Origin of the sequence: Kitasatospora aureofaciens (assembly GCF_001188955.3) — a bacterium.
GTDB classification, from domain to species: Bacteria; Actinomycetota; Actinomycetes; order Streptomycetales; family Streptomycetaceae; genus Kitasatospora; species Kitasatospora aureofaciens.
In genome coordinates, this window is the sequence record NZ_JPRF03000043.1 from 289,405 (window position 1) to 307,969 (window position 18,565).

Annotated in this window: 21 protein-coding genes and 1 pseudogene; 15 read left to right on the forward strand and 7 right to left on the reverse strand. The window is 71.6% G+C overall.

The window, feature by feature from the left end; genetic code table 11:
• The first annotated feature begins 465 nt into the window (after positions 1–465).
• Together HS99_RS47100 and HS99_RS27485 are read left to right on the forward strand one after the other, a co-directional pair.
• The gene (locus HS99_RS47100) at positions 466–753 is read left to right on the forward strand and encodes a hypothetical protein (protein WP_244915997.1); all 288 of its coding nucleotides are present in this window, start codon (positions 466–468) and stop codon (positions 751–753) included.
• A gap of 320 nt (positions 754–1,073) precedes the next feature.
• Positions 1,074–1,319 carry an integrase core domain-containing protein gene (locus HS99_RS27485; RefSeq protein WP_030557003.1) on the forward strand — a complete coding sequence of 82 codons (246 nt, stop codon included), beginning with the start codon at positions 1,074–1,076 and terminating at the stop codon, positions 1,317–1,319.
• A gap of 39 nt (positions 1,320–1,358) precedes the next feature.
• On the opposite strand, the pseudogene HS99_RS48550 reads toward HS99_RS27485, so the two are convergent.
• A pseudogene (locus HS99_RS48550) lies at positions 1,359–1,660 on the reverse strand (hypothetical protein); the annotation flags it as partial.
• Between the two features lie 178 nt (positions 1,661–1,838).
• Between HS99_RS48550 and HS99_RS27490 the strand changes: the two are divergent.
• Positions 1,839–2,402, forward strand: coding sequence for a C39 family peptidase (locus tag HS99_RS27490; protein ID WP_046386973.1), 564 nt, complete (start codon positions 1,839–1,841; stop codon positions 2,400–2,402).
• Positions 2,403–2,412: 10 nt separating this feature from the next.
• Positions 2,413–3,282, forward strand: coding sequence for a hypothetical protein (locus HS99_RS27495; RefSeq protein ID WP_030557000.1), 870 nt, complete (start codon positions 2,413–2,415; stop codon positions 3,280–3,282).
• A gap of 106 nt (positions 3,283–3,388) precedes the next feature.
• Here HS99_RS27495 and HS99_RS27500 read toward each other — a convergent pair whose 3' ends face one another.
• The 3 genes from HS99_RS27500 to HS99_RS45950 all read right to left on the reverse strand — a co-directional run bounded on the left by HS99_RS27500 (position 3,389) and on the right by HS99_RS45950 (position 4,732).
• Entirely contained in the window at positions 3,389–3,661 is a 273-nt protein-coding gene (locus HS99_RS27500) for a hypothetical protein (protein WP_030556998.1), read from the reverse strand.
• Between the two features lie 139 nt (positions 3,662–3,800).
• Positions 3,801–4,046, reverse strand: coding sequence for a hypothetical protein (locus HS99_RS27505; RefSeq protein ID WP_030556996.1), 246 nt, complete (start codon positions 4,044–4,046; stop codon positions 3,801–3,803).
• The gene (locus tag HS99_RS45950; RefSeq protein WP_198429383.1) at positions 4,043–4,732 is read right to left on the reverse strand and encodes a hypothetical protein; all 690 of its coding nucleotides are present in this window, start codon (positions 4,730–4,732) and stop codon (positions 4,043–4,045) included. The genes HS99_RS27505 and HS99_RS45950 overlap by 4 nt, the downstream gene beginning before the upstream one ends.
• A 119-nt stretch (positions 4,733–4,851) precedes the next feature.
• Here HS99_RS45950 and HS99_RS27515 point away from each other — a divergent pair, with 119 nt between their 5' ends.
• On the forward strand, positions 4,852–5,346 hold the full coding sequence (locus HS99_RS27515) for a PP2C family protein-serine/threonine phosphatase (protein WP_050366308.1): 495 nt from the start codon (positions 4,852–4,854) through the stop codon (positions 5,344–5,346).
• A 168-nt stretch (positions 5,347–5,514) separates the two neighbouring features.
• Positions 5,515–5,877: an alpha/beta fold hydrolase gene (locus tag HS99_RS48555; RefSeq protein ID WP_141763835.1), complete on the forward strand. Its 363-nt coding sequence runs from the start codon at positions 5,515–5,517 to the stop codon at positions 5,875–5,877.
• A 42-nt stretch (positions 5,878–5,919) separates the two neighbouring features.
• On the opposite strand, the gene HS99_RS27525 is transcribed toward HS99_RS48555, so the two are convergent.
• Positions 5,920–6,393, reverse strand: coding sequence for a GNAT family N-acetyltransferase (locus tag HS99_RS27525; protein WP_094743047.1), 474 nt, complete (start codon positions 6,391–6,393; stop codon positions 5,920–5,922).
• Between the two features lie 414 nt (positions 6,394–6,807).
• Between HS99_RS27525 and HS99_RS27530 the strand changes: the two genes are divergently transcribed.
• From HS99_RS27530 to HS99_RS27565, 9 genes are all read left to right on the forward strand, one after another.
• A complete protein-coding gene (locus tag HS99_RS27530) occupies positions 6,808–7,452 on the forward strand; it encodes a GNAT family N-acetyltransferase (RefSeq protein ID WP_046385562.1) in 645 nt (214 codons plus the stop codon).
• 147 nt (positions 7,453–7,599) lie between these two features.
• The gene (locus tag HS99_RS48195) at positions 7,600–7,956 is read left to right on the forward strand and encodes an MFS transporter (protein WP_305953126.1); all 357 of its coding nucleotides are present in this window, start codon (positions 7,600–7,602) and stop codon (positions 7,954–7,956) included.
• 121 nt (positions 7,957–8,077) lie between these two features.
• Positions 8,078–8,353, forward strand: coding sequence for a hypothetical protein (locus tag HS99_RS48200; protein ID WP_305953127.1), 276 nt, complete (start codon positions 8,078–8,080; stop codon positions 8,351–8,353).
• Positions 8,354–8,444: 91 nt separating this feature from the next.
• Positions 8,445–9,077 carry a TetR/AcrR family transcriptional regulator gene (locus HS99_RS27540; RefSeq protein ID WP_046385563.1) on the forward strand — a complete coding sequence of 211 codons (633 nt, stop codon included), beginning with the start codon at positions 8,445–8,447 and terminating at the stop codon, positions 9,075–9,077.
• Positions 9,067–9,684, forward strand: a complete 618-nt coding sequence (locus HS99_RS27545; protein WP_030556988.1) for a hypothetical protein — start codon at positions 9,067–9,069, stop codon at positions 9,682–9,684. Before HS99_RS27540 ends, HS99_RS27545 begins: the two co-directional genes overlap by 11 nt.
• Positions 9,677–10,276, forward strand: a complete 600-nt coding sequence (locus HS99_RS27550) for a GNAT family N-acetyltransferase (protein ID WP_030556987.1) — start codon at positions 9,677–9,679, stop codon at positions 10,274–10,276. Before HS99_RS27545 ends, HS99_RS27550 begins: the two co-directional genes overlap by 8 nt.
• 372 nt (positions 10,277–10,648) lie before the next feature.
• Complete coding sequence (locus HS99_RS27555) at positions 10,649–12,004, forward strand: diacylglycerol/lipid kinase family protein (protein WP_030556986.1); 1,356 nt, start codon at positions 10,649–10,651, stop codon at positions 12,002–12,004.
• The gene (locus HS99_RS27560; RefSeq protein WP_078938508.1) at positions 12,001–12,657 is read left to right on the forward strand and encodes a phosphatase PAP2 family protein; all 657 of its coding nucleotides are present in this window, start codon (positions 12,001–12,003) and stop codon (positions 12,655–12,657) included. Before HS99_RS27555 ends, HS99_RS27560 begins: the two co-directional genes overlap by 4 nt.
• Before the next feature lie 94 nt (positions 12,658–12,751).
• Positions 12,752–13,033: a hypothetical protein gene (locus HS99_RS27565; protein WP_030556982.1), complete on the forward strand. Its 282-nt coding sequence runs from the start codon at positions 12,752–12,754 to the stop codon at positions 13,031–13,033.
• A gap of 181 nt (positions 13,034–13,214) precedes the next feature.
• Here HS99_RS27565 and HS99_RS27570 read toward each other — a convergent pair whose 3' ends face one another.
• A complete protein-coding gene (locus HS99_RS27570) occupies positions 13,215–13,829 on the reverse strand; it encodes a C39 family peptidase (protein WP_030556980.1) in 615 nt (204 codons plus the stop codon).
• Between the two features lie 630 nt (positions 13,830–14,459).
• Positions 14,460–18,548 (reverse strand): nSTAND1 domain-containing NTPase, encoded by a 4,089-nt coding sequence (locus HS99_RS27580; RefSeq protein ID WP_078938524.1) that lies wholly within the window; start codon positions 18,546–18,548, stop codon positions 14,460–14,462.
• Positions 18,549–18,565 lie beyond the last annotated feature (17 nt).

The following is an 18,565-nucleotide window of genomic DNA, read 5'->3' on the forward strand; positions in this document are numbered from 1 at the left end:
GGTGTGGGTCGGCTCAGCGGCGATGCTCTTGTGGCGATTGTTGTGACGCGTGCGGGTTGCGCCACGGGCCTGTAACAGGCGCTGACGTGTGTGGACGGCCCGTGTGAGGATCGCCGTGTCAGCGGGGAGGCCGCCTCGGGAAGGGGCGGGGCCACCCGCACCGCCACCGTTCCGGTGGGTCAGCGTCGAGAGTGAAAGAGGGACAACATGCTTATCAAGAACGCTCGTTGGGGACTGTCGGCTGCGGTGCTCGTCGTCGCGGGGTTGGCGCTGACAGCGTGCGGACCCGAAGACGCGACCTCCTCCGACACCCCCTCCGCCTCCGCCTCCAGCGTGCCGGTTGCCACGAGTTCCGCGCACTCCGGCGGCCGGCCCACCGCCACCGCGTCCGCGGCGAACGGTCAGGGTTCCTCCTCGACCTCTGGTGGGAGCGGCGGGTCCGACACGGGCCACCAGCGGACGCTCGTGGGCAAGTTGAGCTACCTCGCGCCCGGCAAGCTGATGGTCAAGCCCGACAACGGCGGCGTCGATCAGGCGTTCATGCTCAGCAACGCCACCAAGGTCCTCGGCGCGGCCGCGATCTGCTCCCGCGACGGCAGCACCGTGACCATGGACAGCCAGGGCTACGGCACCACGAACTGCACCACCGACCAGCTGGAGACGGCCGCGAAGACCGGCGCCGTCACCGTCCGCGTCACCTTGGACTCCTCGTTGGGCCTCGCCCAGACCGTCGCCGAGAAGTACCACCCGTAAACAGGACGAGTTCGTGGTGGCCGCCAGCAGGACTGCACGGCGCGATGTCCGGGAGCAGCGGCTCCGCCGTCGCATTCTTCACCCACGGCGGGGCCGGACCCGGTCGTTGGGGTGCGGGCGGTGCAGCCTGTCGTGGTGAGCTCGGCGTTCAGCGAGCTCGGGTGCCCTCGGAGTGGTCCACGATCATCCAGGCCTCGATCGCTTGGGGGCCTCGGGCAGGGCGGGCTGGTCCAGCAGCGGCACGCACAGGCCGCACGGTCCGCACGTGCCGGTCGCAGTGCGCCAGGCGCTGTTCCCCGACCTGGTCGGTCTGACCGTCGATGTCGGCCGGCCTCGGGGCCGGGGCGATGCGGGCCTGGGCCTGGTCCCTGAACGGCACGTTCAACGCTGAACTGATCGAACGTCAGGTGACGTGGCGGGACTTCGACGAGGTCGAGCGAGCCGTATTCCAGTGGGTCACGTGGTACAACGGTGAACGACTTCACTCCGCCCTGGACTACACGCCGCCCGACGAATACGAGCAGGCGTACTGGGCGAGCCTGGAGGAAGTCCCGCAGACCGCTTGATCACACGATCGCGGACCCCACGAAACTCGGGGCAGCTCAGCCCGCATCCTCGGGCAGGCCGAGCAAGGCCAGCACGGTCGGCTTCGCCGCCTCCCACGCCTGGCCGGCCAGCAGCTGGCCCGCGGGTCGCCCCACTTCGAGGAGTTCTTGGCGAACACCTCCTTGCGCCGCAACAGCCGGTGGGCCTGCTCCAGCACGCAGAACGTGTACGCCTTCCAGTCCACCTCGCCCGGCTCCAGGTGCGGCGCGGAGAGCACCAGCCGCCTCCACGAGCCGGACAGCAGCCCGGTGTCGATCTCGGCCTGTCCCACCTTCTTGCGGCCCATCAGCTCCGGCAGCGCGCCTGTTCTCCTCGACGAGGTCCATGACGGCGCCGACCCCTGTAAATATGACGATGGACGATTCACCCGTGTAGGTGCAGTTTCCATACACACCATGTGTGACACTGCCAATTCGTGCTGTCATAGCTCTGCCAAATCCCCGGCACGCATCGCACTCGCGCGGGAAGGCAGGAAAAAGATGGGCAGATCCACGTTCGCGGCCACGACGATGGCCGTCGCGCTGACGGTTTCGGGGTTGTTCGCCGCCGCAGGGAGCCCGGCCCACGCCGAGGCGGGGCAGGACACCATCGGCATGTACAAGCAGGAGAAGACCCAGTGGTGCTGGGTGGCCTCCGGGCTGACGATCGCCAAGTTCCAGGGCTACGGCAGCACGCAGACGGACTTCTGCGCCCGGGCCAACCCCTACTACGGCTGCAACAACCAGCCCGCCACGCTCGACGACATGGCCAGGGGCTGGAGCAGCCTCGGCATGACCCACCCCGGCTCGGGCCTGAACAGCGCGGCCACGTTCAACCAGGTCTACACCGAAGTCAAGGCGGCCCGGCCGGTCGCCGCCCGCATCGGGTGGACGTCCGGCGGGGGCCACATGAACGTCGTCTACGGCTTCGACACGTCGAACAACACCATCGCCGTCGCCGACCCGTGGCCGGACACCGCCACCTACACGTGGTGGAACTACAGCGACTACGTCAGCAACAGCTCGTTCAAGTGGACCCACTCCCGGATCGGCATCTCCCGTTAAGGCAGGCGGCATGCACGAAAGAACGTCCAGCAAGCGGGCGGCCTCCCGCCTCTCCCGCCTGACCACCGCCCTGGTGCTGAGCGCATCCGCGCTGCTGTCCGCCAACGGCCCCGCCCACGCGGCCGCGCCCATGGACCCGCTCCCGGCTGACATTCCGGACTACCAGGCCGCCCTCGACCTGGTGAGGTCGGCCGACGTCCACAACACCGTCTGCCGCTTCCTCAGCGTTCCGGTGCCCCAGGGCGACGGGGTCGGGACACCGCAGCCGATCCCCGACAAGGCCGACCCCTGCGAGGGCATGCCGGCGTTCACCGTCAAGGACCCGTTGGCGCTGAACGAGATCACCCCCGGCTTCGCCGCGGGGACGTCCCCGCCGATCCCCACCGAGGCGGTCAGGCTGACTCATCTGGTCTCCGCGCTGAGCGCCCCGGTCAACGGCCGGAACGCCACCGTCATGCTCGCCCCCACCCAGGGCGGCGGATGGCACCTGGCGGCCGTGCGCGAGGGCGACAGCGACGCCACGTACGCGGGCAGGGCCACGGTCGGGACCCTGGTGTTCGCCGAGCCGCAGATCCGCGGCTGGTACCAGCTGAGACTCACCACGGTCGAACCGCTCAACGACCAGGCGCGGCAAGGCCTGAACGGCCAGTCGTCGGTCTCGCTGAGCGCCTACCAGAAGCTGCTCGAGGCCCGCTACGCCGACAAGCTGCCCGGCTCGGCGTACGACACCACGGGCATGTCCAGCGGCTACGGCGCCGCGAAGAAGACGGAGAACGCCCCCTCCTCGACACCCGTGCTCGTCGCCGGTTCGGGCGCAGCCCTGGCGCTCGCGGGCGGCGCCTTCGCCTTCCGCCGCCGCCGGCGCGGCACCGTCGCCTGAACTCCGCGCGGCGGTCCGGACAAGGCGGTCGGCCGGCACCACGTCGATCGGCGGGCGCCGGCCACGCGGTGGTGGCCGGCGCCCGCTCGCGTCCGGGAGTGCGCTCCTACTTCGTGGCCGCTTCCGTGGCGGTGCGCCAGGCGGTGGCCAGGTCGGCGGCCTTGGCCTCGACATCGGGGTCCCGCCGACTGCCCGGAAGGCCGATCAGCACCGGCAGGACGCACACGCCGTGGACCCGGCGCGTGATCCGTACGATGTCCGGGGCGTTGGCGCGCTCGTTCTTCTTCACCACCTCCACGTTCGTGATGTCCACCCAGGCGAACCGCTTGCGGCGGCCCCACAGGGGGCTCCACCACAGCTCGTGCTCGTCGGAGCTCACGCTGGTGAGGAGGGCGCGCAGATGGGCGGTGCCGGCTGGGCGCGCTCTGGGGCGCTCTGGGGCATCGAGCGGTGCGTGGCCTGACGTGCCGTCCACCGGCCCGGATGAGCGGCCGGCGACGCCTCAGCCGGGCGCCGGTTCACGAATCGGTGCCGCCGGGGTGTGCCCGCAAGCAGGCCTCGGCAATGGTGAAGTGGCGGAGGGCCTCGAAGTCCTCGGGCAGGTCGATACGGCCTTCGGCAATGCGTTCGGGACGTTCGGCGACGAGGCGACGTGCGTGGGCGAGGTAGCCCGCCAGAGACTCCTCGCCATGGTGGATCTGTGAGTTGGCGCGCTTCCAGCAGGGGCCGTCCGGGGCGTCGAAGTGGAGGTCGGCCAGGCTCAACGAGAGTTCCGTCGGGCGAGTCGGTGGCGCCAGAGGCCGGAGCCGGGGGTGAAGCGGTAGTCGGGGAGCAGGCGGTGGCCCTCCGTGGCTATGAGATCGACTGCCTCGATGATGAAGTCCCGGACGGTGTCGGACATGAAGTACGGGAAACTGACTCGCGTCCAGCCGGGCTTGATGCCTTCGCGGCCGCGCATGACGACCTCGTCGCGCAGTGCCCCCGAATGCTCTTCGCCGATCCCCAGCAGACGGTGCCCGTACGGACCTGCGCACGAGCAGCCGCCGCGGGCCTGGATGCCGAACAGGTCGTTGAGCAGCGCGACCACGAAGTTGTGGTGCAGAGCGTGAGAGTGATCGGTTGTCGTCATGCAGGGCCTCCGTGGGGGCAGCTGATCGCTCTCACCGAGTTGCGCAGCCTCCAGCAGATGCTCGGCGACACGCTCGACGGGAGCGTTCATCGCAGCCAGTGCGACGCCGATCTGCCGGTACAGAGCGGTGCGGACGGCCTGTGAGTAGCTCTGCACCACGACTCGGCGGATCAGGTCGTGCCGGAACGCCAGCAGATCACCGCGCTCCTCCAACACGCCCGCCGCGATCGCCTCTGCCACCGGCGTCAGCAGCTCGGTGGCTGGGCGCTGGAGGACGGCCATCATCTCCACCGCGCTGAAGGCACGGCCGAGCAGTGCCACGACCCTCAGCATCTGGCCGACCGGGACGCACTGCGGCCCGTGGTCGAGACCGTGAACCGTCATCGGCGACGTCGTCGGCCACGACCTCCAAGCCGCCGCCGCCAGCCCAGATCCGCAACATGCAGCGCGCCCTGCTCTACGACCAGCGCACCCCACCCAGCACCGTCCTCGCCCACCTCGACCAGGCCCTCGAAGCGATCACCGACCAGCACGTCACCACCGCCTGCCTGGCCCGCATCGAACCCGCCCAGCAAGGCACCTGGACACTGCGCTGGAGCACCGCAGGCCACCCCCCACCCCTGCTGCTCACCCCCGACCATCAAGCCCGCTACCTGCACGCCGACCCCGACCTCCCCCTCGGCGTCGACGTCACCCAGCCCCGCAACGACCACACCCACACCATGCCGGCGGGCGCCACGGTGATCTTCTACACCGACGGGCTCATCGAACACCCGAAACACCCAGTCGAGACGGGACTGGAGCGCCTCGCCGCCCTCGTCACCGAACACGCCGCTCTGCCCCTTCACGACTTCGTCGACGCCCTGGCCGACCATCACCCCAGCAACGGCCACGACGACATAGCGATCCTCGCCCTCCGTACACCGCGCACCTGACAAGGCCCCTCGAGGGGGCACACGAAGGCGACTGGTGGCCTACGAACGCGCCGGCTTCGGCCGCAGCGGGCGGACAACGGTGCACCCGAGCGTCGACGACATGGCCGCGGACCTGGTCGCGCTGGTCGAGGCGTCGTCCCCGGCCAGGTCGTGCTCGTCGCGCACAGCATGGGCGGCTTGGTCGCGCGCCGCGCCGTCGAGCGGCTGGGGCCACGGCTGCGCGGGCTGCCGGCGTGCCGGACCGTCCCGCTCTCGGCATCCCGCCCCGTCAGGGACCGGGAACAGCACCACGCCGCCCTCGTCGAGCACCAGCGGCGTTGGGCCGAGGCGCTGCCGGACAGCTGGTTCGAAACGGTCGACTCGGGTCACTTCATCCAGGCCGAACAACCGGGGATCGTCGCGGACCAGGTCCGGCATCTCCTCGACCGGGCGCCCCGACCGGAGCGCCCGACCGGCCTGACGCCTCCGTGCCACCCGCACCTGCCGCCAGGCGGCATCCCCGAGGCCGACCGGCCACTCGGGCCGCTCTGAGACGCGGCCCCGCCGCGGCGATGACCGGTCACGGCCGGTCGGTCAGGGCCGCGAGGTGTCGAGCGGCAGATCCCGGTGGAAGACGACCATGGCCCGGCCGAGGCCGTCGTAGTCGTCGATGATCTCCGCATCGAAGCCGAGACTGCGGTGGAAGGCGACCGAGCCGGTGTTCCCGACCGACGTGATCGCCTTCAACTTCCGTGCACCGCGACGTTCCGCTGCTTCGGCGAAAGCCACGTACAGACGACGCCCCAGACCCGTACCACGGGCATCGTCCCGGGTGGCGATCAGATGCACGTAGCCGGTGCCCTCCGGGGTGACGAACCCGAAGACGTACCCGCGGATTCCGTCCTCGGCGCGGGCGACCAAGCAGGTGGAGCCGAACTCCTGCACCAGCGCCAGGAGATGCAGCGACCGAAGGTCGCGTTCGCCCCAGTAGCGGGCGTGATCGGTCAGGACCTGATGGAAATCGGCCACCGCGGCCGGTGCGATGCGTATCGTCATGACGGCGATCATGGCAGGTGTGGGCCGTGACAGGACGGTCGACTCCTCGGGCCCCGCTCCGGTCATATCGGCCCGCCACCCGAACCACCCCGGCGGGAGGACAGCCGGCCAGGGCGCTGCGGGGCCGGTCTGAAGACCGACCGGGACGGCGAACAGGGCGCAGCGGCGGGAGTGGGACGGGTAGCGGCCGGTAGCGTGCCCGCCCGGGAGGGCGCGGGCGGGCGGCTGGGAGCAAGGGCGACCGCGGCACGACGGTTAGGGCCGCCGAGCCGGGCGCCGCGGGACGGCCCGGCGGCCGACCAGGACGAGTAATTGTCAAGAGTTGTGGATCACGGTGCCTTCCCAGCAAGCATTAACCGTTCCTCCTGACCCTCGGCAGCCGGTAGGTTCGTCTCACCGGAGCTGGTACGGAGAGAGGCTGCTGGGGTGCTTACGCTGACGGAGATTGCTGAGAATCCCCAATGCCTGACGCGCCGTCTGAAGGCTCATGGCGGTCCGGATATCATCTTCCGGCCCCTGGCACACGCCGACACAGGGCGCTTGGCCGGGTTCCTCGAGGCCCTGTCCTCCGAATCGAGGCGGTTCAGCACGTTCGACGGGTATGACGTCGCGACCGCCCAGGAGCTGTGTGACGCGATCGCACGCTACGACAAGCTCAGGCTGGTGCTCGAGGAAGCACCGTCCAGCAGGATCGTCGGCCTGCTCGAATTCAGCCTCGATCTGACTCCCGAGGACATCGCGCGCTACCAGGACGCGGGCATCCACCTCGCCAGGACGACCGACTGCCGCTTCGGCCCCACTCTGGCTGACGACTACCAGGGCCGAGGCGTCGGGACGCTCGTCTCCCCGCTCATCACGGAAGTTGCACGACTGCTCGGCAGGACGAGGATCATCCTGTGGGGCGGCGTCCGCGCCGACAATCCTCGTGCCATCCGCTACTACGAGAAGAACGGCTTCCAACCGGTTGGCTTCTTCACTGAGGCGGACGGCTCTCTGTCCCTTGACATGATGCTGGACCTGCACCCAGTGCCGGATCCGGCAGTGCGCCTGACCCGACACAGCCACTCGTAGGAGCGCCGGCCGACCCTTCGCGATCCGGTCGGCGACGTACAACAGTAGACGCCGACCTCGCACTGTTCGCCTACATCGACGGCTGGTACAACACCCGCCGTATCCAAAGGCGCCTGGACCGGCGCCGGCGGACTGATCCTGATCGTCATGGGCATCCTCGCCGCCGACAACAACCTGTGGCTCACCCTCGGCCTGATCGCCGCCGGCGCCCTCGTCCTCGCCTGGTTCCTGCACTGGATCCGCCGAGAAGAGCGCGCCGGCACCGAACCCCTGCTGTCCACCACCGTCTTCCGCACCCGCACGTCCAACCTCGGCCTGGTCACCCAGAACGCCCAATGGCTGCTCCTCATGGGCACCTCGTTCACCGTCGCCACCTACCTGCAGGTCGTGCGCGGCTACGACGCCATCCAGACCGGCGTCATCTTCACCGCCGCCACCCTCGGCATACTCGCCTCCTCGCTCGCCGCCGAACGCCCCGCCAAACGCCTCCCGCAGCGCACCTGATCATCACCGGGTTCGTCCTTGCCATCGCCGGCATCGGTGTGCTGATCGGCCTGGTCGCGGAAACCCCACCGCCTGGGCGTTCGCCCCCGGCCTGCTCCTGATCGGGTTGGGCCTCGGCGTCATGCTCACCCCGTCCGTGAACGTCGTGCAGTCCGCCTTCCCCGAGGACCAGCAGGGCGAGATCTCGGGCCTGTCCCGGAGCATCTCCAACCTCGGCTCTTCGTTCGGCACCGCCGTTGCCGGCACGATCCTGGTCGCCAACCTCACCCAACACGCCTACGCCGCGGCCATGGCCACTCTCGCCCTTGCCGCCCTCATCGGCCTCGCCAACGCCACACGACTCCCCCGCACCACCCCCGCTACGCCGGCTCCAAGCGGCGCCCCACCCCGGCCATGACCAGGCAGGGAGAGCGCGCGGAACTGCGGCCGCCTCCATAAACCAGTGGGGTGCACTGGCGGTACACCCTGCTGGAGCGTATCATGCGTTCATGCCTCTTCCCCGTTTCGACCGCCTGCCCGCCGAACGCCGGGAGCACATCCTGGGAGTCGCGCGTCGGCACTTCGCCGAGCACGGCGCCGAAGGCGCCTCCTACAACAAGATCATCGAGGCGGCAGAAGTCTCCAAGACCGCCGCGTACCACTACTTCGACGGCCGGGAGGACCTGCTCACCGCGGTCCTCGACGGAGTCCTCGACCGGCTGCTGGACGCCCTCGGACCCTGGGACCCTGCTCGCGACGAGGAGGACTTCGGCGCCCGGTTCACCGCTGGATGCGCCGCCCTCGCCGCCCACCTGAGGGACCACCCCGAGGACCTGGCCCTCGCCGACGCTGCCATTGGGCGCAGCGACGGAAGCCTGTGGCTCGACTGGTTCGGCGCCCTGGTCACGGACGGCCGTCGGCTCGGGATGATCCGTACCGATGTGGACCACGCTCTGATGGTGTCGGTGACCGCCGCCGTGGTCCGGGCCGCGGACGCCTGGGCCGTGGCCCTGATGACGAGCGGATCCCTCGAAGGCCTCCCGGAGGGTGCCCCCCCGGACCAGCTGTGGCGCCTCCTGCGCGGCCTGTGGGGTGCAGCGGCGACCCCGGCCCCCGGACAGGAGCCGAACGATGCGCACTGACCTGAGGATCTCCTGGGAGATACCGGCCACCCCGTCCGGCCTCGCCGGCCGCCTGGAACGGTTCATGGGTCCGGGCAAGTCCCGCTCCGAGTCCGCGGTGGAGACCATTGGCCTCCTCGGCTGTGCCCTGCTGCTGGCCGCCGGACTGTGGCGCTCGGGAGCCGCACGCGACTGGTCGACAGGGCAACTCGTCGTGGTCGCCCTGGCCGGGCTCGACCTGATCGGCGGGGTCCTGACCAACGCCACCAACGCCGCGAAGCGTTGGTACCACCGGGCCGACCCCGCGGCGCGGCGCGCCCGGCTGCTGTTCGTCTCGGCGCACCTGATCCACCTCGCCGCGATGGGGCTGTACGTCCTCTCCGGCGACCTCGCCTGGACCTCGGCGAATGCCGCGCTGCTCCTCGGCGGGGCGGTGGCGGTGGAGTTCGCGCCCGTCCACCTCAAACGGCCCGTGGCGATGGCGGTGTTGATGGCAGCCGTCCTGGTCAACCTGTTCTGGCTGCCGGTGCCGGCCACGCTTGCCTGGTTCGCACCACTGTTCTTTCTCAAACTGCTCGTCTGCCACCTCGTGCCCGAGGCGCCCCTGGAGCGGGGTCGGGATGTCTGAGGACCTCGCTGCCGCGGCCTCCCGCCGGATCGACACCGACCCCGACCCGGCCGACTGCGCCGATCTGCTGGCCGCCGCGTTCGCCCGGGAGCCGGCCGTCTCCTGGATCTGCGGCGGCGCGCACTCCGCCCGCTCTCGCTGGTTCCGCGCCACCCTGCACACCCACGCCGGCCTCGCCGGGGCCCGCCGTACGGCTCTGGTGGACACCGACGGACGGCTCCTGGCGGCAGCCGTCCTGACCCCGCCGGGCGGGACCCCGTCCGCCGGCGCCCGCGCGCTCTGGGCGGCCCGGACCCTGCTGAGCAGCGGGCCGCGCGCCCTCGGCCGGACCCTGCGTTATCTGGACGCCACCGAGGGCGGGGCCCCCGCGGGGGCCTGGACCCTGGAGTTCATCGGAGTCCGCCCGGACCTCACCGGCCGTGGAGCGGGCCGCACCCTCCTGGACCACGTCCTGACGACGCCGGGAGCAGTCCACCTGACCACGGCGGACCCGGCGAACGTCCCCCTGTACCGCCACTTCGACTTCACCACGCTCGGCGGGACCCCGCTGGGACCGCTGACCATCACATCGATGGCGCGCGTACCGAGCTAGGGCCTGTGTGATGTCGTGATCAACCAGTGGTCGGCAGTGGATCACCGATCTCCCCGGCGCTGTCGTACGCGATGCGCTGCTGACCATTGGGGACGCAGATTCTTCGTGCATGTCTACGGCTTCTGGGGGGAGGCCCCGGATTCGTTGATCGAACCGTGGGGCGCACTCGCCCCGGAAGTGTTTTTGGACATTCTGGCCGACCGGGCGGCCCCGCCACACTTCCCGAACCGGCCGTGCCGAGCCGCCCGTTGACCACTGCGCCCCGTTCGGCGCGCCCCGGACAGCCCCTCCGGTTACGGTGGGTGAACCGGAGGGGTCAGCCGGTCGTCCGGAGGGGTTGACCGGAGGGAATGAGCGGACGAGGGTGCGCTGATGAGCAAAGTGGTGGACCGGCGCCGGCCGCGACTGCTCGCGCGGCTCGCACTGCTGTGCGCACTGGCGGCGGTGCTGGTGCTCATCCTCACCGGCCCGCACGGGCTGCTGGTGCTGCTCGCCGAATTCGTCGGGCTGGTGCTGATGGCCGTCGGAGCCTGGTGGGCGATCACCCGCCGGGCCCTGCCACGGATCGCCGGCGCGGCGCTGGCCGTCGCGGCGCCAATCGGTGTCGTCGTGCTGGCCTACGGCGCCGAGGTGCTGCTGCTCGCGGTGATCGGCCTGGCCCTGTGGCTGGTCGGGCTCGGCTGTGCCCGTGCCGCGCTGCGGGCGGGCCGGCCGGCCCGGCCGATGCCGGTGCGGGAGGCCCCGCCGCCGCGCCGACCGGTGCTGATCATGAACCCGCGGTCCGGCGGCGGGAAGGTCGAACGCTTCGACCTCGTCCGCCGAGCCGAGGAACTGGGCGCCCGGGTGGTGCTGCTCGACACCTCCGACCCCTCGCTGCGGCAGGACGTCGCCGAGCTCGCCCGGGAGGCCGTCGCCGAGGGCGCCGACCTGCTCGGCGTCGCCGGGGGCGACGGCACCCAGGCACTGGTCGCGGCCGTCGCCGCCGAGCACGACCTGCCGTTCCTGGTCGTCTCCGCCGGCACCCGCAACCACTTCGCGATGGACCTCGGCCTCGACCGTGCCGACCCCGCCACCTGCCTGGACGCCCTGCGCGACGGCGTCGAACTCGCCGTCGACCTGGGCCGGGTGGGCGACCGGACCTTCGTCAACACCGTCTCCTTCGGCGCCTACGCCCAGATCGTGCAGAGCCCCCAGTACCGCGACGCCAAGGCCGCCACCGTCATGGACACCCTTCCCGACCTGCTGGTGGGCGACGGCGGCACCCGGCTGACCGCCCAGGCCGACGGCCACCGCATCGAGGCGCCGCAGGCCCTGCTGGTCAGCAACAACCCGTACGCCGCGCCCGACCCCGTCGACCTCGGCCGCCGCCCACGCCTGGACGGCGGCGTACTGGGCGTCCTCGGCATCCGCGTCGACACCGCCGCCCAGGCGGCCGAACTCGCCCTGCTGGGCGAGCGGGCCGGCGGGCTGAAGCTGCTGTCGGCGCGCCAGGTCACCGTGCACGCCGACGCCCCCGAGATCCCCGTCGCCGTCGACGGCGAGGCGCTCACCCTGCCGACCCCGGTCGTCTGCACGCTGCGGCACCGCGCCCTGCGGGTGCGCGTCCCCCGCGACCGCCCCGGCGCGGACCCGGCCCAGCAGGCCCGTGCCCACCGGTTGGACTGGCGGGACGTCACCCGGCTCGCCCTGGGCCGTACGGGCCCGTCCCGGACGGGCGGCCACTCATGACCGGCCGCGTCACCGGCCGCGTCACCGGCCGTCTCGTCGGCCGCGTCGCCGGCCCGGTCCTGCACGACCTCGCCGCGCTCGACGGCGCGGTGTACGCCGCCGTCGCGGCGACCGACACGCCCACCCTCGACGCGGGCCTGCGGGCGCTCTCCCGGGCCGCCGACCACTCGAAGATCAACTTCTCCATCGCGGCGGCCCTCACCCTGGGCCCCGGCCGGTGGCGCCGCGCCGGACAGGCCGGCGCGGCCTCCGTCGCCGTCGCCTCCTTCACCGCGAACGTCCTCGGCAAGCACCTGGTCCGCCGCCCCCGCCCCGACCGCGAGGCGGCGCGGGTGGTGGTCAACCGGCACGTGCCGATGCCGGTCTCGGCCTCCTTCCCCTCCGGCCACACCGCCTCGGCCTTCGCCCTGGCCACCGCGGTGGGCACGCTCCTGCCCGCCGCCGCCACCCCGCTCACCCTGCTCGCCTGTACTGTCGGCTACTCCCGGGTCCACACCGGCGTCCACTATCCGGGCGACGTCCTGGCGGGCGCCCTCCTGGGCAGCGCCTGTGCCGGTGTGGTGCTCGCTGTGGGGCAGCGGTGGGTGGCGCGTCAGGTGTCGCCGGTCGCCGATGCTCCGCCCTGCGGTGCACGCGCCACAAGGCCGGGCTGAGCTCGTCAGACCGGACTCAGGGCCGGCACGTCACCGTCGGGGGGCGTCGACGTCGATCGCGGCCAGCCGCCGCGGATCCAGCGGGCTGCTGCGGATGGCCGCGGCACTGCATGGTCGTGCCGCGGCCTCCGGTGCGCGCCTGAGCCTCGCCCCCGTCACCGCCGAGCGCGGACGCCGCCGGTGGCAGTGGGCGCTGGAACTGAACGCGGGGCCCGGCCACGACACCCTGCTGACCGTCCTCACCGACAGCCGTCTCCCGCTCGGCCTGGAGCTGTGGCGACGGGAGTGCACCTGCGGCCAGCCGGTGTCGGCAGGGTGCGCGCTCTTTCTCACGCGTACCTGCACTCACGTGATAACCGGCGGCAGGAGCGCGTAGCCCGAAGGGCTACATCACAACCTTTTCTTCAGTGACCATTACCGCCACCGAATTCATATCGATGAACTTACTCTCGTCCGGGTTCACCAGCTCCTTGTAATTCTTGGACGCGAAGAAGGCGTCGGCGTGGTGTCGGCTTCGATCAGGCCCCGCTTCGAGCAGCCGGGCGGGGGCGGAGCGGTCACTGGATGATGACCGCCATGTCGCCGTAACTGGCGTACCCGGCCGCGAAGGCCGCCGCGCTGATCTGCAGCTGCCCACGGGCCGGGTCGTTGATCAGATACTGCCCGTTGCTGACCGCGGTCACGACGACGGTGTGCTCGGACGGGCCGGCGTAGGGCACCACACGGCCGTCGTACGCGGTGTACGAGCCCGCCGCGACGTCACGCCAGTTGTAGTCGACCCAGACGATGGCGAGGTGCCCCGCGGCGACCGCACTGCCCAGCTGGGCGGGGGAGATGCCCTGTCCGGCTGCCGCCACGGACATGCCGTAGGACTGCGCGGCCCGGGCGACCGGTGGGTAGTACACGCCGAAGCCGGTACCGGCCCCTTCCGAGCCGTTGGGGCTCCCCACGAAGGCCTGGAACGGGTCCCCGGACAGCGGCCCCGAGACCCCCGCCTTGGGATGTGCCAGGTCGATGCCGATGTGTCCGAGCACGTCCTGGTCGGACACCTGCACTCCCCGTGCGGCCAGCACCATGCGCAGGGAGGTCGCCTCGCAGTCGTTGCCCAGCTGCTGCTGGTAGGCCGGGACAGCGGTGGTGACGGCACTCGACGGAAGCGTGCCGATCACCATGACAGTGCCGGTCAGGACGGCGGTGAGGGTCGCTACCAGCCTGCCGCGTCTCCTCCTCGGCAGCCGGCCCGGCGCCGGGCGCGTCCGGGCGCTCGGCGCCGTTGCGGGCGACGAGGCCGCGGGTGGGCCCGGCCGTCGCGAGCTCGGGTACAGGCATCGCCCGCCGTTCAGGACGTCCTCGTGGCTCTCCATGGCCTGGCTCCTCCCATGGCGTCCGGTTGTCTGAGCACGGGACTTCCCCTGCGGATGCCGCTCGCCCGAACGCGGGCCGGTGGCACCCCGGGACGCCCCTTCCATCGAACCTCGGGTTCGCCCGCTCCGCCTCGCGGTGACACCAGCACCGGCGGAGCCGACCACCGTGGGTAGGCGGAAGGAGTCGCGGACGAATACGGTCCGTCACCTCCTCGCCGCACGGGCGCGGATACGGCAGGGACCGCGCGCGCCGGCGCCCAGGACAGTGCGACAACGAACCGCCATGCCAGGTACGGAGCGTAACGGACTTCCCCTCGGGCCAGGGGCGGTTCGGTCCGCCCTGCCCACGCCCTCCACCGGCTGCGGCCCCTGCACACCCTGCCCGCCACCCGCCGCCGGCCCCGGAGGCCACCGGCGGTCGCGCTCCGACCCCCGGGTTCAGCCGGGCGGACATACCGGACCGGCTGACTCGCCCGGCAGGTACGCCGCCCGCTCCTCCTGGGTCAGACCTCGGCTGACGGCCCGGCAGATCCGATCGATCGCTGCGGCGGGTCGGGGGAGGACGATGGTCCGCAGCCGAGCGGTGTCGTCGTAGCTACCGGTGGCGATGGTTCTTCCATCGGGGCTGAACACCGCTGACAACACCATGTCGGTGTGGCCGGTCAGGGTGGCACGGGCCGCGCCGGTGGCCACGTCCCACAGTCTCACGGTGTGGTCGCGGCTGGCGGTGACGAGGGTCTGCCCGTCGGGACTGAACGCCGCCGAGAACACCGTGTTGGTGTGGCCGGTCAGGGTGGTGAGGCTCCTGCCGGTGGCCACGTCCCACAGCCGTGCGGTGTTGTCGCCGCTGGCGGTGGCGAGGGCTTTCCCGTCGGGGCTGAACGCCACCGACCACACCTCGCCGGTGTGGCCGGTCAGCGTCCTGAGGCTCCTGCCGGTGGCCGCCTCCCAGAGCCGAACGGTCCGGTCCGCGCTGCCGGTTGCCAGGGTGTGGCCGTCAGGACCGAACGCCACCGAGAACACCGTGTTGGTGTGGCCGGTCAGGGTGGCACGGGCCGCGCCGGTGGCCACGTCCCACAGCTTCACGGTGTGGTCGCGGCTGGCGGTGGCGAGAGTCTTCCCGTCCGGGCTGAACACCACCGACATCACCATGTCGGTGTGGCCGGTCAGGGTGGTGAGGCTCCTGCCGGTGGCCACGTCCCACAGCTTCACGGTCCGGTCGCCGCTGCCGGTCGCGAGGGTGCGGCCGTCAGGACTGAACGCCACCGACCACACCTCGCCAGTGTGGCCGGTCAGGGTGGTGAGGCTCCTGCCGGTGGCCACGTCCCACAGCTTCGCGGTCTTGTCGCCGCTGCCGGTTGCCAGGGTGCGGCCATCGGGGCTGAACGCCACCGACCAGACCGGTCCGGTGTGGCCCGTCAGCATCGAGCGGGTACCCACATCCCACAGCCGCGCGGTCCTGTCGCCGCTGCCGGACGCGAGGGTCTTCCCGTCGGGACTGAACGCCACCGAGTACACCTCTCCGGTGTGGCCGGTCAGAGGTGTGCGGGTGGCGCCGGTGGCCACGTCCCACATCAGTACGGTGTTGTCGGCGCTGCCGGTTGCCAGGGTGCGGCCATCGGGACTGAACGCCGCCGAGACCACCGCGTCACTGTGGCCGGTCAGGGTCAAGCGGGTCGTTCCGGTGACCACGTCCCACAGCCGTGCCGTGTAGTCGCGGCTGCCGGTCGCCAGGGTGCGGCCGTCGGGACTGAACGCCACCGCGTAGACCTCGTTGGCGTGGCCGGTGAGGGTGGCTCGGACAGTGCCGCTGGCCGCGCCCCACAGCCGAACTGTCCCGTCGGCGCCGGCGGTTGCCAGGGTGTGGCCGTCCGGGCTGAACACCACCGAATTGATCTCTCCGGTGTGGCCGGTGAGGGTGGTGCGGACAGCGCCGGTGGCCGCGTCCCACAGCCGAACTGTCCCGTCGGCGCCGGCGGTTGCGAGCGTGTGACCGTCCGGACTGAACGCCACCGAGCGCACCTCGCCGGTGTGGCCGGTGAGGGTGGCTCGGACAGTGCCGGTGGCCGCGTCCCACAGCCGAACGGACCTGTCCGTACCGGCGGTTGCGAGCGTGTGACCGTCCGGACTGAACGCCACCGAGCGCACCTCGCCGGTGTGGCCGGTGAGGGTGGCTCGGACAGTGCCAGTGGCCGCGTCCCACAGCCGAACGGTCCTGTCACCGCTGCCGGTTGCCAGGGTGTGGCCGTCGGGGCTGAACGCCACCGAGTAGACCGAGTCGGTGTGACCGGACAGGCGTCGCCGCAGTGGGAGGGACGCGGCGTTGTCCAGGCTCTCGACGGATTCGGGAGTGTGGCCGGTGCGGTACGCCTGGACGGCCAGTAGCGAGGCGAGGTCGGGGTCGGTGCTGATGAGGGTGCCGGCCTGGAGGGCGAGCTGCCGGGAGAGGGCCGTCTGCCGTTCGGCGACGGCCGTCCGCTGCTGCCGGACCGCGTATCCCGCAGCGGCGAGTGCGAGGACGAGGACCCCGGCCAGGACCGCGTTGAGGCGCCTGCTGCGCCGGATGGCGGCCTGCTGGCGCTGCCTGCTGGCGGTGAGGAAAGCGGCGATCCCGCTCGGTAGGCGGCGGTGCCGGGACCATTCGAGGCCTTCCGCGAGCGCCGTCCCGCCGAGCAGGTCACCGGGGTCCTTCTGCTGGGCCCAGCGGGCTCGCCGTTCCCGGATGTGTTCGAGCCACTCCTGGAAGCGGTGGTCCTGGTTGACCCACTCGCGTAGCGTGCCCCAGTCGCGGATGAGCGCGTCATGGATGAGCTCGGCCACCGGCTGCCCGGCCGGGGCGTCGGATCCTACGGCCGCAGGCGTGTAGGTGGTGATGATCCGGTGGCCGGTGAGGGCGGCGAGGACGGCATCGATGGCTCGCTCGCTGCCGGGAACGGCGTCGGGGTCGGCTGCCAGCTCGCGCAGCTCCCGCAGGGGCACCTGTGCCCGGATGGCCGGAATCTGGTGGCTCGGGTCGGCCGGGCGAACCAGGGAGGTCAGGATCCGCCGTGCGATGGACCGGTGGCCGGGGGGTAGCTGGTCGAGGGCGGTGTCGCACCAGGTGGTCAGGCTTCCGGTGACCGCGCCGATGCGCCGGTAGGCGTCGTGGGTGAGGTAGCCGTCCCGGCGGCCTTGCCAGAGCTGGCTGAGGGCCAGCTCCAGCAGGGGCAGGACGGTGACGGGAGCCTGGCGGGTGGCGGTCCCGTCGGGGGTGGTAGCCAGGACGTCGGTGACGATCTGCTCGGGCAGTCCGGGCTGGAAGCGGGCGCCCACGTCCTGGGCGGGCAGGGTGATGATGTCGCGCAGGTCGTCCTGGCTCAGGCTGCCCGGCACGTTGAGGAGCCCGGGCATCGAGGCATGCAGCAACTTCGGTGCCAGGGCGGCGAGTTGATGGTAGAAGTCATCGCGCATGACCAGGATCACCTGGAGCCGGGCGATCGAGTCGACCGCCGCGGTGAGCTGGTCCGCGATGGCCGGGCGGTGGTCCGGCCGTCGGCCGTCGGTCGGCTGGGCGAGGAACTCCTCGAACTGGTCGATGATCAGGATGACGCGTTGGCAGCCGGGGTCGGCCGCGAGTCTGCGGATGACGGCGGCGGCGATCCCGTCGGTGGCGGCCCCGACAAGTCCGGCGTGTTCCAGTTCGGCCGTCAGATCCTGCCTGGGTCTGACGAGCACGGACAACCACCGTTCGCTGCCCGGTAGTTCACCCGCAGCGAGGGCGGGTAGGACGCCGGCCTGGATCAGGGACGACTTGCCCGATCCGGAGGGCCCGAGCAGCAGCGTCAGCCGCCTGTGCCGGGCCAGGTTCGCCAGCACCTGCCGCACCGCGTCCCTGCGGCCCTCGAACCACCGGGCCTGCTCCGCGGTGAACGGCTCCAGTCCCCGGTAGGGGCACACGTCCCGCTCGGCCAGGTCGGGCCGGATCTCCCGCAGTGTCCGGGTCGGGGTGGCATAGGCGATGCCCTGCCCCCGCTCGAAGGCGTCGGGGGCGGTGATCTCGGTGACCATGCCGATGACCAGGCCGGTCACCTCGTCCAGGACCGGGCCGCCACTGAACCCGGTGGTCAGGTCGTTGGCCTCGGTCAACTGCAGCAGCGCGCCCCTGCCCGCACCGGGCGGCAGCAGATCACCGGCCATCCCGAAGCCGAAGTGCCCGCCCGGCGGAGCCTGCGCGGGGAACCCGAACGACCGCACCCGGTGGCTCCGGCACCCCTCCGCAGAGCCCAACGGCAACGGCTCCGTACCCGCAGTGCTCCCGTTCAGGCGCACGACGGCGACGTCGTCGCCTCCCGGGGCACGCCAGGCCTCGTCCAGGACCCGGCCGTCCACCCGCGGCGCACCGTCCGCGTGCGGGAAGACGAGCCGCACCGGCTCACCGGGCCCACTTCCGGCGGCGACCACCACGTGCGCGCAGGTGACCAGGAGGCCATCGGCCACCAGAAAGCCCGCCCCGACCACCTCACCGCCCGCTCCGAGAACCTGGGCCACGGCGGAAGGCAGCCCCG

Excerpts from the sequence above, each read along its gene's own strand:
- HS99_RS27540 (WP_046385563.1), top strand. The coding sequence starts at position 8,445 with ATGCCTCTTCCCCGTTTCGACCGCCTGCCCGCCGAACGCCGGGAGCAC.
- HS99_RS27560 (WP_078938508.1), top strand. The coding sequence starts at position 12,001 with ATGACCGGCCGCGTCACCGGCCGCGTCACCGGCCGTCTCGTCGGCCGC.
- HS99_RS27555 (WP_030556986.1), top strand. The coding sequence starts at position 10,649 with ATGAGCAAAGTGGTGGACCGGCGCCGGCCGCGACTGCTCGCGCGGCTC.
- HS99_RS27490 (WP_046386973.1), top strand. The coding sequence starts at position 1,839 with ATGGGCAGATCCACGTTCGCGGCCACGACGATGGCCGTCGCGCTGACG.
- HS99_RS27485 (WP_030557003.1), top strand. The coding sequence starts at position 1,074 with ATGTCGGCCGGCCTCGGGGCCGGGGCGATGCGGGCCTGGGCCTGGTCC.
- HS99_RS27525 (WP_094743047.1), bottom strand. The coding sequence starts at position 6,393 with ATGATCGCCGTCATGACGATACGCATCGCACCGGCCGCGGTGGCCGAT.
- HS99_RS27545 (WP_030556988.1), top strand. The coding sequence starts at position 9,067 with ATGCGCACTGACCTGAGGATCTCCTGGGAGATACCGGCCACCCCGTCC.
- HS99_RS27515 (WP_050366308.1), top strand. The coding sequence starts at position 4,852 with ATGCAGCGCGCCCTGCTCTACGACCAGCGCACCCCACCCAGCACCGTC.
- HS99_RS48200 (WP_305953127.1), top strand. The coding sequence starts at position 8,078 with ATGCTCACCCCGTCCGTGAACGTCGTGCAGTCCGCCTTCCCCGAGGAC.
- HS99_RS48195 (WP_305953126.1), top strand. The coding sequence starts at position 7,600 with ATGGGCATCCTCGCCGCCGACAACAACCTGTGGCTCACCCTCGGCCTG.
- HS99_RS48555 (WP_141763835.1), top strand. The coding sequence starts at position 5,515 with ATGGGCGGCTTGGTCGCGCGCCGCGCCGTCGAGCGGCTGGGGCCACGG.
- HS99_RS27565 (WP_030556982.1), top strand. The coding sequence starts at position 12,752 with ATGGCCGCGGCACTGCATGGTCGTGCCGCGGCCTCCGGTGCGCGCCTG.
- HS99_RS27570 (WP_030556980.1), bottom strand. The coding sequence starts at position 13,829 with ATGGTGATCGGCACGCTTCCGTCGAGTGCCGTCACCACCGCTGTCCCG.
- HS99_RS27495 (WP_030557000.1), top strand. The coding sequence starts at position 2,413 with ATGCACGAAAGAACGTCCAGCAAGCGGGCGGCCTCCCGCCTCTCCCGC.
- HS99_RS27550 (WP_030556987.1), top strand. The coding sequence starts at position 9,677 with ATGTCTGAGGACCTCGCTGCCGCGGCCTCCCGCCGGATCGACACCGAC.